Origin of the sequence: Streptomyces sp. NBC_01003 (assembly GCF_045162695.1) — a bacterium.
Classification (GTDB): Bacteria; Actinomycetota; Actinomycetes; order Streptomycetales; family Streptomycetaceae; genus Streptomyces.
This window is the reverse complement of the sequence record NZ_CP108707.1, coordinates 8,395,160-8,407,727: the sequence shown is the minus strand read 5'-3', so window position 1 is coordinate 8,407,727 and position 12,568 is coordinate 8,395,160. Positions and strand designations below refer to the sequence as shown.

14 protein-coding genes are annotated in these 12,568 nt (G+C 71.4%); 7 read left to right on the top strand and 7 right to left on the bottom strand.

Going from position 1 to position 12,568, the window contains the following annotated elements:
- Positions 1-996: 996 nt before the first annotated feature.
- The gene (locus OG698_RS38395; protein ID WP_266566891.1) at positions 997-1,623 is read right to left on the bottom strand and encodes a YigZ family protein; all 627 of its coding nucleotides are present in this window, start codon (positions 1,621-1,623) and stop codon (positions 997-999) included.
- Positions 1,624-1,793: 170 nt separating this feature from the next.
- Here OG698_RS38395 and OG698_RS38390 point away from each other — a divergent pair, with 170 nt between their 5' ends.
- The 4 genes from OG698_RS38390 (at position 1,794) to OG698_RS38375 (ending at position 5,687) form a co-directional block, all read left to right on the top strand.
- Complete coding sequence (locus OG698_RS38390) at positions 1,794-3,770, top strand: amino acid transporter (RefSeq protein ID WP_406108561.1); 1,977 nt, start codon at positions 1,794-1,796, stop codon at positions 3,768-3,770.
- A 75-nt stretch (positions 3,771-3,845) separates the two neighbouring features.
- Positions 3,846-4,262, top strand: coding sequence for a BlaI/MecI/CopY family transcriptional regulator (locus tag OG698_RS38385; protein ID WP_406108559.1), 417 nt, complete (start codon positions 3,846-3,848; stop codon positions 4,260-4,262).
- An 8-nt stretch (positions 4,263-4,270) separates the two neighbouring features.
- Complete coding sequence (locus OG698_RS38380) at positions 4,271-5,203, top strand: M56 family metallopeptidase (protein WP_406108557.1); 933 nt, start codon at positions 4,271-4,273, stop codon at positions 5,201-5,203.
- 76 nt (positions 5,204-5,279) lie between these two features.
- Positions 5,280-5,687, top strand: a complete 408-nt coding sequence (locus OG698_RS38375) for a CoA-binding protein (RefSeq protein WP_406108556.1) — start codon at positions 5,280-5,282, stop codon at positions 5,685-5,687.
- A gap of 26 nt (positions 5,688-5,713) precedes the next feature.
- Here OG698_RS38375 and OG698_RS38370 read toward each other — a convergent pair whose 3' ends face one another.
- The 3 genes from OG698_RS38370 to OG698_RS38360 form a co-directional block, all read right to left on the bottom strand.
- The gene (locus OG698_RS38370) at positions 5,714-6,571 is read right to left on the bottom strand and encodes a hypothetical protein (RefSeq protein ID WP_406108554.1); all 858 of its coding nucleotides are present in this window, start codon (positions 6,569-6,571) and stop codon (positions 5,714-5,716) included.
- A gap of 97 nt (positions 6,572-6,668) precedes the next feature.
- Positions 6,669-7,226, bottom strand: coding sequence for a YbaK/EbsC family protein (locus OG698_RS38365; RefSeq protein WP_406108552.1), 558 nt, complete (start codon positions 7,224-7,226; stop codon positions 6,669-6,671).
- Between the two features lie 43 nt (positions 7,227-7,269).
- The gene (locus OG698_RS38360; protein WP_100597587.1) at positions 7,270-7,842 is read right to left on the bottom strand and encodes a helix-turn-helix domain-containing protein; all 573 of its coding nucleotides are present in this window, start codon (positions 7,840-7,842) and stop codon (positions 7,270-7,272) included.
- Positions 7,843-7,945: 103 nt separating this feature from the next.
- Here OG698_RS38360 and OG698_RS38355 point away from each other — a divergent pair, with 103 nt between their 5' ends.
- Entirely contained in the window at positions 7,946-8,812 is an 867-nt protein-coding gene (locus tag OG698_RS38355) for an EamA family transporter (protein ID WP_406108550.1), read from the top strand.
- Between the two features lie 22 nt (positions 8,813-8,834).
- Here the strand turns inward: OG698_RS38355 and OG698_RS38350 are convergent, their stop codons facing one another.
- A complete protein-coding gene (locus OG698_RS38350) occupies positions 8,835-9,602 on the bottom strand; it encodes an acyltransferase (RefSeq protein WP_406108548.1) in 768 nt (255 codons plus the stop codon).
- A 144-nt stretch (positions 9,603-9,746) separates the two neighbouring features.
- On the opposite strand from OG698_RS38350, the gene OG698_RS38345 reads away from it, so the two are divergent.
- Positions 9,747-10,280 (top strand): gamma carbonic anhydrase family protein, encoded by a 534-nt coding sequence (locus tag OG698_RS38345; protein ID WP_406108546.1) that lies wholly within the window; start codon positions 9,747-9,749, stop codon positions 10,278-10,280.
- A gap of 9 nt (positions 10,281-10,289) precedes the next feature.
- Here the strand turns inward: OG698_RS38345 and OG698_RS38340 are convergent, their stop codons facing one another.
- Together OG698_RS38340 and OG698_RS38335 are read right to left on the bottom strand one after the other, a co-directional pair.
- Positions 10,290-10,925, bottom strand: coding sequence for a DedA family protein (locus OG698_RS38340; protein WP_100597591.1), 636 nt, complete (start codon positions 10,923-10,925; stop codon positions 10,290-10,292).
- Positions 10,926-11,026: 101 nt separating this feature from the next.
- On the bottom strand, positions 11,027-11,479 hold the full coding sequence (locus tag OG698_RS38335) for a DUF4442 domain-containing protein (RefSeq protein WP_406108543.1): 453 nt from the start codon (positions 11,477-11,479) through the stop codon (positions 11,027-11,029).
- A gap of 72 nt (positions 11,480-11,551) precedes the next feature.
- On the opposite strand from OG698_RS38335, the gene OG698_RS38330 reads away from it, so the two are divergent.
- The gene (locus OG698_RS38330) at positions 11,552-12,508 is read left to right on the top strand and encodes a hypothetical protein (protein WP_406108541.1); all 957 of its coding nucleotides are present in this window, start codon (positions 11,552-11,554) and stop codon (positions 12,506-12,508) included.
- Positions 12,509-12,568: the final 60 nt, after the last annotated feature.

Genomic DNA, 12,568 nt, shown 5'->3' with positions numbered 1-12,568 from the left:
TTGTCGATTCGGTACTGCGTACTGCTGGTGCTACGTACTGCTGTGGCCTGCGACAGCGCCACTCTCCGGCAGCCAGTCCCGTCGCCGCTCATGCGTCCGCCCTGGCTCAGAAACCCGCTGTCGAACTTCCCGGTACGCGCGCCCGCAGCCGACGCCTTCACCGAGGTGCTGCTCACTGACTTCGCTGCTGGGTACTGCCACTGCGCTACTGCACCCGGCAGCCCCTGATCACTGCGGGCCACCCGGTCCGGTCGTCAGCCCCGTCGCCCGTACTGCAACCGCTCCGGCTTCGGAACTCCACCACCGCACCGTCCTGCGAACGGCACTTGCGTGTACTGCTTCCCGGCAGTTCGTATCTGCCAGGCCCTATTGTCTCCCTGGGTACGAGAGAAACCATAACCAGCACACTGGTCAATGTCTACTCCGGCGAGCATAGATTTCTGGGTGTTCACCAGTGAGGTAATCGGCATCGAACAGCAAGGGCGGCATGAGCAAACCCGTCGTCCAGGCATCCGTCTGCGACAACGCGGGGTTCATGCCGTACTCCCGTGACGGGGCATCTCGGCATCAGCCGACGGTTGCTCGGCCAAGGTCGCCGGGGCCGCCCTGCGCGTCGGAAGCTTGCCCTGGGTGACAGCGAGAGCCGCTCCGGAGATCCCGCTCCGACCGTCGAGAGGCGGCAACGCACCCCTGCGTCGCAACATGTACCCGGGCAGACGGACATCATGGGGGGGGACGTAGGGCAAGAACCGCGCGACAGATCCTCAACACACTCAGCCGCTCATCGAACATCCACGTCCGGTCCACGGCAGAACTCGCCGGCCATGTCACCTCAGCGACAGCGGCCTTCGACAAGAAACGCGAGGAGAAGGGACAGGCACCGGTACGCAGGAAACCTGAACTGCGCTCCGTTCCACGGACCGTCGGACATCACTGACGGCTACTCGCGTATCGGCACCTGCTCCGCCGCGCACGCGTCCCGCCCGCCGGTGCCGGTCACGCGTCCCCGTACGCCTCTCCCCCCAGCTCGAACTCCGCGGTGCCGGCGGTGACATCGGCCAGCCACGCGCGGAACGCGTCCACGTCGGCGTCCGGCAGACCGATCTCGATCGTGACCGCCTCCCCGTAATGGACGTCACGCACCTCACGTCCCGTGGACCGCAGGTCGTTCTGGACCTTGCCGGCGCGCTGGTGGTCGACGGTGACGGTGGCGAGCCGGAAGCGGCGGCGGGTGAGGGTGCCCAGCGCGTCGAGCGCCTCACCGACCGCTCCTCCGTAGGCGCGGATGAGGCCGCCCGCGCCGAGCTTCACGCCTCCGTAGTAGCGGGTCACGACGGCGACGACGTACCGCATCTCGCGGCGCGTGAGCATCTGGAGCATGGGGACGCCCGCCGTGCCGCCCGGTTCGCCGTCGTCGCTCGCCTTCTGCACGGAGGCGTCGGCGCCGATGACATACGCGTAGCAGTTGTGGGACGCGGTGGGGTGCTCCTTGCGGATGCGCGCGACGAAGTCCTGGGCCTCGCGCTCGGTGGCCGCGGGCGCGAGCGCGCACAGGAACCGGGAGCGGTTGATCTCGGTCTCGTGCACGCCCTCACGGGCCACGGTGCGGTACTCGTCCTGCATCCGGCCAGCGTATGCCGCGTGCCGGGGTTCGCTCGCCCCCGCCCGTCGCCCGGGTCACGCGGTGGTGAATACTCGCTCGTCGTCGCAGCGGTCGCGGGGCGTTCTGCCCTACGGCTTCCTGCGGGATGCCCCCAGGGTCCGTACCGGCACGACAGAAAGCAGTCCCGCCCATGACCGGCACGCAGGCCGAAGGCGCCCAAAGCACGGCCGTCCGGCCGCCGTCCCCACGATGGCGGTCCTGGCTCCTCGAAGGTCTCAGCGAGACGACGGCCCGGCATCCGGGACCGCACGGCACGCCGCCGGCCGAGCACAAGGGCCACACCTGGTGGCGGGTGATGTGCCTGACGGGCGTGGACTACTTCTCGACCCTCGGCTACCAGCCGGGCATCGCCGCCCTCGCCGCGGGACTGCTCTCCCCGCTGGCCACCCTGGTCCTGATCGCGCTCACGCTCGGCGGCGCGCTGCCGGTCTACCGCCGCGTCGCCAAGGAGTCCCCGCACGGCGAGGGTTCCATCGCGATGCTGGAACGGCTCCTTCCGTGGTGGGCGGGGAAGCTGTTCGTCCTGGTGCTGCTCGGGTTCGCCGCCACGGACTTCATGATCACGATCACGCTGTCGGCGGCGGACGCCGCGGCGCACGTCGTCGAGAACCCCTTCGCGCCCGCCTCGCTCGACGGCGCGAACACCTGGATCACGCTGTTCCTGGTGGCGGGCCTCGGCGCGGTGTTCCTCAAGGGATTCCGTGAGGCGATACGGGTGGCGGTCGTGCTCGTCGCCCTCTATCTCATGCTGAACGTCGTCGTCCTCATATCCGCCGCGTGGCACGTCCTCACCGAGCCGGTGAAGATCGGAAACTGGTGGGACGCCATGACCGCTGCGCACTCCTCGCCCGTCGCGATGATCGGCGTGGCGCTCCTCGTCTTCCCGAAGCTGGCGCTCGGCATGTCCGGCTTCGAGACGGGCGTCGCCGTGATGCCCCAGGTACGCGGCGACGCCACGGACACGTACGAGCGGCCCGCGGGACGGGTGCGGGACACCCGCAAGCTGCTCACCACGGCCGCGCTGATCATGAGCGGCTTCCTGCTGCTCTCCAGCCTCGCGACGACGATCCTCATCCCCCAGTCCGCGTTCGAGAGCGGCGGCCCGGCCAACGGCCGCGCCCTCGCGTTCCTCGCGCACCAGTACCTGGGCGAGGGCTTCGGCACGGTGTACGACGTCTCCACCATCGCCATCCTGTGGTTCGCCGGCGCCTCCGCACTCGCGGGGCTCCTCAACCTCGTGCCGCGCTATCTGCCGCGCTACGGCATGGCCCCGGAGTGGGCGCGCGCCGTCCGCCCGCTGGTGCTCCTCTTCATGGCGATCGCGGTCCTCATCACGCTCTGGTTCAACGCGAACGTCGACGACCAGAGCGGCGCGTACGCGACCGGTGTCCTGGTCCTGATGCTGTCGGCGTCGTTCGCCTCGACGGTCGCGGTGCGCTCGCGCGGGCGCCGGGCCGCGACCATCGGCTTCGGGGCGATCACCGCCGTATTCGGGTACACGCTCGTCACGAACGTCATCGAGCGGCCCGACGGCATCAAGATCGCACTCCTCTTCATCGTCGGCATCCTCCTCACCTCGTTCGCGTCGCGCGTGCACCGCGCGTTCGAACTGCGGGCGGGCGACGTCACGTTCGACGCGACGGCGGCGCGGATCATCGACGAGGCCGCGGGCCACGGCCCGCTGCGGATCATCGCGAACGAGCCCGACGAGCACTCGAAGGCCGAGTACCGCGCCAAGGAGTACAGCCAGCGCGAGCAGACCCACATCCCGGACGGGCGGCCCGTCCTGTTCCTGGAGGTCTTCGTCCACGACTCGTCGGACTTCACCGCGCCGGTGGAGGTCCACGGCGACGAGAAGCACGGCGTACGCCGCCTGCGCGTCCAGGGCGCGGGCGTGCCGAACACCATCGCGGCCGTCCTGATGAGCCTGCGGACCCGCACGGGCGAGGTGCCGCACGCGTACTTCAACTGGACCGAGGGCCACCCCGTCAGCCATCTGCTCCGCTTCCTCGTGTTCGGCGACGGCGAGGTCGCGCCGGTCACCCGCGAGGTGCTGCGCCGCGCCGAGCCCGAACCCGCCCTGCGGCCCCGCGTCCACGTGGGCTGACCTGCGCGCACGGCACTCCGGAATAGGATGTGGCGCCCACGTGTGGGGGACGGCCGGGACGGAGGGCGAGGGGACATGACGCGGGACGGACACGACGGCCGGCGGCCGCGGCGCCGGGGCCAGGGCGAGCTGGAGGCCCAGGTCCTCACGGCGCTGTGCGAAGCGCCGGGCCCCGTGTCGGCGGCGTGGGTCCAGGAACGGATCGGCGGCGACCTCGCCTACACGACCGTGGTGACGATCCTGACGCGCCTCCTCGCGAAGAGCGCGGTGACCCGCGCCCGCGACGGCCGCTCCTTCCTGTGGACACCGGCCGCCGACGGGGCGGGGCTCGCCGCCCTGCGGATGCGCAAGGTGCTCGACGGCGAGACGAACCGCGAGGCGGTCCTCGCACGCTTCGTCACCGCGCTGCCGCCGGGCGACGAACAACTCCTGCGGGACCTCCTCGAACAGGCGGAACGGCCGGACGCAGCCCCCGGCCCCGGCGAAGGCTGAGCCGGGCGATGGGCGTCTTCGTCTTCCTGCCGCTGGTGCTGCCGCTCACGGCGTGGCCCGTGGCGCGCCTGGCCGAGCAGCATCTCCACCCGCGCACCGCGACCCGCCTCCTGACGGCCGTCACGGGAGTGATGGCCTCGTGCAGCACGCTGTGCCTGGCGCTCCTCATGGTCGTCGGCACGGCCCAACTGCCCGGGAATCCGCTCCCCGACGGCTGGTCGGACCCCGAGGTGCGGGCGGCCGTGCCGTACGACGAGGTGGCGGGCAGGGCCGCGATCCCCGCCCTCGCCGCCGTGCTCGTGGTCTGTACGCGGGTCGTCGTCCGGCACCACTTGGTGCGGCGCCGGGCCAGGCGGGCGCTCGCCGGCCTTCGCGCGCCGGGCGTCGCGGTCGTGCCGGACACGGAGCCGTACGCGTACGCGCTGCCCGGTGGCGACCGCGATCGGGTGGTCGTCACGACCGGGCTGCTTGCCGTCCTCACCGGACCTGAGCGCAGGGCGCTGTTCGCGCACGAGCGGGCCCATCTTGCGGCCCGGCACCATCGCCATCTGATGGTGGCGCAGTTGGCGGCGCGGGCCAATCCGTTCCTGCTGCCGCTGCGCACGGCGGTGGCGTACTCGACGGAGCGGTGGGCCGACGAGGATGCGGCGCGCTCCGTGCACGACCGCCGCGTGGTGGCCCGCGCGATCGGCAAGGCCGCCCTCGTCCCGCGCGCCGCGCCGGCCCCCACGCTTGCGGGCCTCGCGGCGCCCGGCCCGGTTCCCCGCCGGGTCGCGGCCCTCCTGCGCCCGGCCCCTACGGCGCACAGCTGGCCACCGGTCGGCACGGGGATCGGTCTCGCGGCCTGGGCGGCCGCCGTAGGCACAGCCGCGTCGGCGATGTCGTCGGCGAACTCGGCGGTGACCATGATCCGCATCCTGCACGCGGCCACGTTCCTCTGACCTCGTCCGGGGGGAATCCCGCAGGGCACCGCCCTGTTGACTCCGGAAAACGCCCGTCGACCCCAGGAGGCAGCGCATGTACGGCGATCAGGAGACGGTCCGCAGGATCCTCACGGAGCTCGGTGACACCTGGGCGGTCGTGGGCCTCTCCTCGAACAGGGCGCGCGCCGCGTACGGCGTCGCCGAGGCCCTCCAGCGCTTCGGCAAGCGCGTCGTCCCGGTCCACCCGAAGGCCGAGACCGTCCACGGCGAGCAGGGCTACGCGTCCCTCGACGAGATCCCGTTCAAGGTCGACGTGGTCGACGTCTTCGTCAACTCCCACCTCGCGGGCCAGGTGGCCGACGAGGCCCGCGCGATCGGCGCGGAAGCGGTCTGGTTCCAGCTCGGCGTGATCGACGAGGCGGCCTACGACCGCACGCGCGAGGCGGGCCTCGCGATGGTCATGGACATGTGCCCGGCGATCGAGATCCCGCGCCTGGGCTGAAGCGCGCGGCCTGAGCGTCCCCGTCCTCACATGCACGCGATCGGCTCGATCGCCCCCGGCCACCGCTCCACAACGCTCCCTGTGCGCACATACGCGTCCAACTTGTCGGTGGAGAGCCACAGTTGGCGCCGGCCGTCGCGGTATCCGGTGTCCATGGCCCCCTCGGGCAGCCGCGTCTTCGCCCCGTACGAGGAGTGCAGGAGTTCGCGGGGCAGCGAGTGTTCGGGGTCCCGCAGGTACTGGCGGTCTCCGAGGTGGAGGAACTCCGCCGACTGCCAGTCGCAGTGCTCGGGGCCGGCCGTGCTGAAGATCTCGGACGCGGGGGCCGGTCGCCCCTTGCGGTCCGCCCACACCCGGATGTCGAGGTGCGCGCGGTCCCGGCGGGCGAACTCGGACGGATCGCACTGGGCATACGTCTCCAGACCCCAACCCGGCCTGCGCGGCAGGTCCTTGGCGACGATCACGGCCACGCGGGTGCGGTTCCCGACGTCGTACGAGTACAGGACGCGGCGGCCCGCCTCGCGCTCGACGCGATAGCCGCGGCGCGGCAGGGACCGGGAGAACTCGTCGGCCACGAGCGCGCTCAGGGCCTGGTCCGGCGAGTCCGCGCTGTCCGACGCGCCCCAGCCGTCGTCCCCGCTGCCGCCCTGGTACGGCTTGCCCGCGCATTCGAGGGCGAGGACGGAGGCGCCCCCGCCCTGGACGTTGTCCTCGTCGCCGTCGACGTCGGGCGCCTTCGCCTTGAGCGGACCGCGGTAGGGGGCCGCTGGCGAGGATCCGGTCACCACCAGGCCCTCGGGGACCGGCGTGCCTGTGTCGCAGGCCGCCACGGACACCAGCGACATCAACGCCGCCACCAGCACGGCCACCGTACGGATTCTCATTCCTCGCCCCACCTGCTTCTCCGCCCCTGCCCCGCGCTGCTGCGCGGAGCCGCTCCTCGGACGCGGCGGCCTCCGGATTCGTTCACCGGCTGGCGGATCAGTTCACGCCGAGCCCTTCGAGGACGACCGCGCCGGGCAGGTCGAGGAACGCCTTGCCGGGCACGATGAGCTTGCCGCGGCGCGTTCCGCTGCCGATCAGGACGTGCGGCCGGTCGACGACCGCCGCGTCCACGAGGAGCGGCCAGTCGGTGGGCAGCCCGATCGGGGTGATGCCGCCGTACTCCATGCCGGTGGCCCCGATGGCCGTCTCCATCGGGGCGAACGACGCCTTACGGGCGCCCAGTTGACGCCGCACGACGCCATTGACGTCGACCCGGGTGCCGGAGAGGACCAGGCAGGCGGCGAGCGTCGTCTCACCGCCGCGCTTGCCCGCGACGACGACGCAGTTCGCGGAGTCCTGGAGCAGTTCGGGGCCGTAGCGCTCGACGAACGTGGCCGTGTCCGCCCACTCGGGCTCGGTGTCGACGTGGATCAGCTGCTCCGCCGGGACCGTGCCGTGCCAGTTGCGTACGGCGTCGGCCACCGGGTCCGTGAGCAGGTCGAGCGCTTCGGGAGCGGGGCGGACGCGGTCGAAATTTCCGATGGGTGCGCGCATGTCGGCACGCTAACAGCCGTCCGGGGCGAGTGAGTCGGGCGTCTCAGCGTACGGGCGGCACCGATACGGCCATGGTCATCTCCATCGCCTCGGTGCCGTCGTTGCGGTACGTGTGCGAGGAGTCGGCCTCGAACGAGACGCTGGATCCGGCGGGCACGCGGTACTCGGCGCCGTCCACGACCAGGGTCAGCTCCCCGGCCGTCACATGGAGCAGCTCGACGGTGCCCGCGGGGTGGGGGTCGGAGCCGCTGCCGTCACCCGGCTCCAGGCGCCAATCCCACATCTCCAGGGGGCCGGGGGCCTCGGTCCCGGCGAGCAGGCGGTTGTAGCTGCCGCCTTCAGTGCTCCACAGGCGTACGGCCTGCTCGGGCGGGACGATGCGGACCTTCGGGCCCTGCTCGTAGTCGAGCAGGGTGGTGATGCTGATGCCGAGCGCGTCACCGATCTTGACGACGGTGCCGATGCTGGGGTTGGTGCGGGCCTGCTCGATCTGGATGAGCATGCCGCGGCTGACTCCGGCGCGGGTGGCGAGACCGTCGAGGGTGAAGCCCCGCTCGGTGCGCCAGCGCTTGACGTTGCGGCCGAGGGACTGGGTCAGCAGATCGAGGTCCGACACATTCCGTCCAATATTCTGGATGACAGCGTTCAATTCATTGAACTAACCTGTGGTGCAACAAAGCATTCACCGATGTTCACCACACTGTACTGCGAGGCAGACCATGACAGCACTCTTCGCCCTGGCCACCAGCCTCATGTGGGGCCTGGCCGACTTCGGCGGAGGGATCCTCACCCGGCGAACGCCCGCGCTCACGGTCGTGGTGGTCTCGCAGGGCATCGCCGTCGCGGTACTCGGCGCGATCGTGGCCGCGACCGGCGCCTGGAGCGAAGCGGGTCCGCAGCTGTGGTTCGCGGTCGCGGCCGGTCTCGTCGGCCCGGTCGCCATGCTCGCCTTCTACAAGGCCCTCGCCCTCGGCCCGATGGGCGTCGTCTCGCCACTCGGCTCGCTCGGCGTCACCGTCCCCGTGGCCGTCGGCCTGGTGCTCGGCGAGCGTCCCGGGCTGCTCCGGTTCGCGGGCATCGGCGTGGCCGTCGCAGGGGTGATCCTGGCCGGCGGTCCGCAGTTCAGGGGCGCGCCCGTGCAGCGCCAGGCCGTCCTGCTCACGCTGCTCGCCGCGTTCGGCTTCGGCGCGGTGATGGCCCTGATCGCGGAGGCCTCGACCACCGTGACGGGACTCTTCCTGGCGCTCTTCGTGCAGCGGGTGACGAATGTGGCGGCGGGCGGTACGGCCCTGTACGTGTCCGTGCGGCGCGGCGGCCGGGCGCTTCCCGAGGACGGCGGGATGAAGGTCGTCCGGTCGGCGCTCCCGGCGCTGGCGTTCGTGGGCCTCGCCGACGTGGCGGCCAACGGCACGTACGCGATGGCCGCGCAGCAGGGCCCGGTCACCGTGGCCGCCGTGCTCGCCTCGCTCTACCCCGTGGTGACGGCGCTGGCCGCGCGCGGTTTCCTCGGCGAGCGGCTGCGCGGGGTACAGGCCGCGGGGGCGGGCCTCGCACTGGTGGGCACGGTGCTGCTGGCGACAGGTTAGAGCCTGATCCGAACGAAAGGCCCTAGGCGCTCGCGCCCGGCTGCTGTACGCCCTCTTCGAGCTCTCCCAGGTCGGCGAGCGCGAGGAGTTGTTCGGAGGTGACGCCTTCGGGGATCGGGGCGGGGGCGGGCGTGCGCAGCGGCGGCTGCCACCCGTTCTCCTCGTCCCAGCTCCGGACGACCCGGGCGGGCGCCCCGGCCACGACCGCGTGGTCCGGCACCTCGCCGCGCACGACGGCACCGGCGGCGACCACGACGTTCCGGCCGATCCGCGCGCCGGGCAGGATCACCGCGCCGGTGCCGATCCAGCAGCCGGGCCCGATCTCCACCGGCTCCATGCGCGGCCACTGCTTGCCGATGGGCTGGTGCGGGTCGTCGTACGAGTGGTTGGTCGAGGTCACGTAGACGTACGGCCCGAAGTAGCAGTCGTTGCCGATCGTCACCGTCGTATCGGCGATGACATGGCTGCCGCGGCCGAGGACGACACCGTCGCCCAGGCGCAGGATCGGCTCGGAACCGAGGTCGAGGTCGGGCATCAGGCCCGCGGTGAGGGTGACCTGTTCAGCGATGATGCAGTGCGCGCCGAGGTGGATCCAGGGCTCGCCGAAGACCGTGCCCTGCGGGAAGGCCAGCTTGGTGCCATGGCCGAGGGACCCGAATCGGTAGCGGCCGGGATGCGCCGCGGTCACCGCGCCCGCGCGCTGCGCCAGGCGCCAGCCCGCCTGCACCGCGCGATGGGCGAGGCGTCCGGTGAAGTCGCGGGATGAGAACGCGTTCCAGTTCTTCGGCACAGCCTCACGTTACTCAGCCGTTTGCCACCGCGCAGAGCCCTCGCCTGTGATCTTCGCCCCACGCGGCACCCGCTCGGGGGCGTCCCGTACGGTTCGCTCTGGCGCGACACAGGCTGTGCGGAAGACCGAAGAGGAGACAGAGCGATGGGCCAGCAGGCACTCATCACCGGGATCGGCGGCAAGGATCCGGAGCTTGATGTGGAGGCGTTCGCCGCGCCGACCTCGGTCGTGATCGGCGAGGTCACCCTGCACGCCGGGGCGAGTGTCTGGTACGGCGCGGTGCTGCGCGCGGACTGCGGCCCGATCGTGCTCGGCGCCGACAGCAACATCCAGGACAACTGCACGGTGCATGTCGACCCCGGCTTCCCGGTGACGGTCGGCGAGCGGGTCTCCGTCGGGCACAACGCGGTCCTGCACGGCTGCACCGTCGAGGACGACTGCCTCGTCGGCATGGGCGCCACGGTCCTCAACGGCGCGGTGATCGGCGCCGGTTCCCTGGTCGCCGCCCAGGCCCTCGTCCCGCAGGGAATGCAGGTCCCGCCGGGCTCACTCGTGGCCGGCGTCCCCGCCAAGGTGAAGCGCCCGCTGACCGAAGAGGAGAGGGCGGGCATCACCCTGAACGGCACGCTCTACGTGGAGCTGGCGAAGGCCCACCGCGCGGCGCACGAGGACAGCTGACCGGCCTGGTCAGTCGGCGGCCGGGACCGGCTCTGCCTCGGCCGCCGCCTTCTTCGCCTTGCGCCTGACGATCAGCATGGAGGCCACGCCGATCAGCACGGCCGCGCCGAGCCCGTAGTACGAGAACCGCTTGAGCCAGTCCTCGGCGACCACGCCGATGTAGTAGATGACGGCGGTCGTGCCGCCGGCCCAGATGACACCGCCGAGGAAGTTCGCGATGAGGAACTTCCAGTACGGCATGTGCAGCACACCAGCGAGCGGGCCCGCGAAGATGCGCAGCAGGGCGACGAAGCGGCCGAAGAAGACGGCCCACATGCCCCACTTCTCGAAGGAGCGCTCGGCGGTCGCGACATGGGCCTCGCCGAAGTGGCGCGGGAACTTCTTGCCGAGCCAGGCCAGCAGGGGGCGTCCGCCCTTGCGGCCGATGGCGTATCCGATGGAGTCGCCGATGACGGCTCCCGCGCTGGCGCAGGCGCCCAGGATGATCGGGTTGACGTCACCGTGCTGGGAGGACAGCAGCGCCGCCGAGACCAGGACGATCTCTCCCGGCAGCGGGATGCCCAGGCTCTCGAGGCCGATGACCCCGGCCACCAGGGCATAGATGGCGACCGCCGGTACCGTGTCGAGCCACTCCTGGACGTGCAACGCCGATTCCTCCCGTGTCGGTGGGCGTGTGCCCGGCGCGCGCTCCCCCGCGTGCGCACGCCGGGCAGCCTACCCGGTCGAGGGAAACGGAGATGTCCGGCTCAGCTGTTGGGGCGCAGCGTCCAGACGACGGTCATTTCCCCGGTCACCGCACCGTCGGCGCGCTGGATAGCGACCGTCACCGGGAACTCGGGGCGCTCCCCCGCGTCGAGCTCGGCGACCACGTCGACGGCCGGGCGGCCGAGTGTGGCCGTCGCCGTGACGGGGCCCATGGCGAGCTTCTTGTACGCGATGTCGGCGCGCACAGCGAGCGGCACCGCCCGCGACAGCTGGTCCCCGAAGGCGGCGAGGACGATCGCGCCGCTCGCGGACTCGCCGAGCGTGAACATCGCTCCGGCGTGCGGGCCGCCGACGTGGTTGTGGTACTCGCTCTGGTCCGGCAGGGCCACTACGGCCTTCTCCGGGGTGGTCTCGAGGAATTCGATGTTCAGGGTCCGGGCCATCGGCACGGTGGCGGCGAGCATCTCGCCGATCGACATCTGTTCTGCGCTCATGCGGCGTGATGTTACCCGCGGGTAGCGACCTTTGCCATCCTCGATCCGGCGGTGGCTCTATCGTTGCTCGCCATGTGGCCAGGAGAGCAGGGTCCCGGGGGCGAGCAGAACCCGCAGGGCCGCCAACCGAATCCGTACCAGCAGCCGAACCCGCATCCGCAGCCGCCCGGACAGCAGGTCTGGAACGCGCCCACGATGCCCGCCGGTTCACCCCAGCCGTCGCCCGAACCCCCGAAGCGCAGACGGACGGCTCTCATCGCCGTGGTGGCCGCCGCCGCGGTCGTCGTCGCGTCCGTGGTCACCGGGGTCCTCGTCCTCGGCGGCGACAAGGACAAGAAGGACGACAACGCCGGACCCGGCCCCACGAAGTCCTCGGCGGCCGCGCCGAGCGCGACCGGCAACCCGCGCGCGGGCGGCGGCGTCGAGCCCACCGTGCACGGCTGGAAGACCGTGGTGAACACCGACCACGGCCTGGCGTTCGACGTTCCCTCCACGTGGCTGGTGAAGTCGAACGGCTGGGTCAACTGGGTCTCCAAAGACGGCGACCCGCGCGAGAAGCCGCTCATCGCCATGAGCAACCCGGCCTTCCTCGAAGAGAAGTGGTGCGTCTCCGACGACGACAAGGACGGCAACGAGGAGGAGTCCTCGCTCGGCGCGACCGGGTCACGAGGCAACAACGGCGCCAGGAGCACCGAGGAAGCCGCCACCGAGGACGCCACGATGTGGGTCTACGGCGCGTACTCACAGCCCGACAGGAGGAGCATCACCACGAAGCCGGCGGAGTCGTACACCACCGCGTCCGGCCTCAACGGCAGCCTGGTGACGGCCTCTTCGACGGGCGTCAAGCAGAAGAAGCACGGCAAGTGCACCTCTGACGGCAAGGCCGCCGTGTTCGCCTTCAAGGACGCCGACGGCGACTTCGCGTCCTGGTCGTTCTTCGGGCCCACGGGCGTCAAGGGTGAGGTGCCCGACGCGACGGTCAGGAAGATCGTCAGCACGGTGCGGCTCGTGGACGTCAGCGACTCCTGACACGCGGCGCGGTGCCGAGGCCGCCGGCGAACCGTTGCACGTCCGGTACAGGGCGACGGT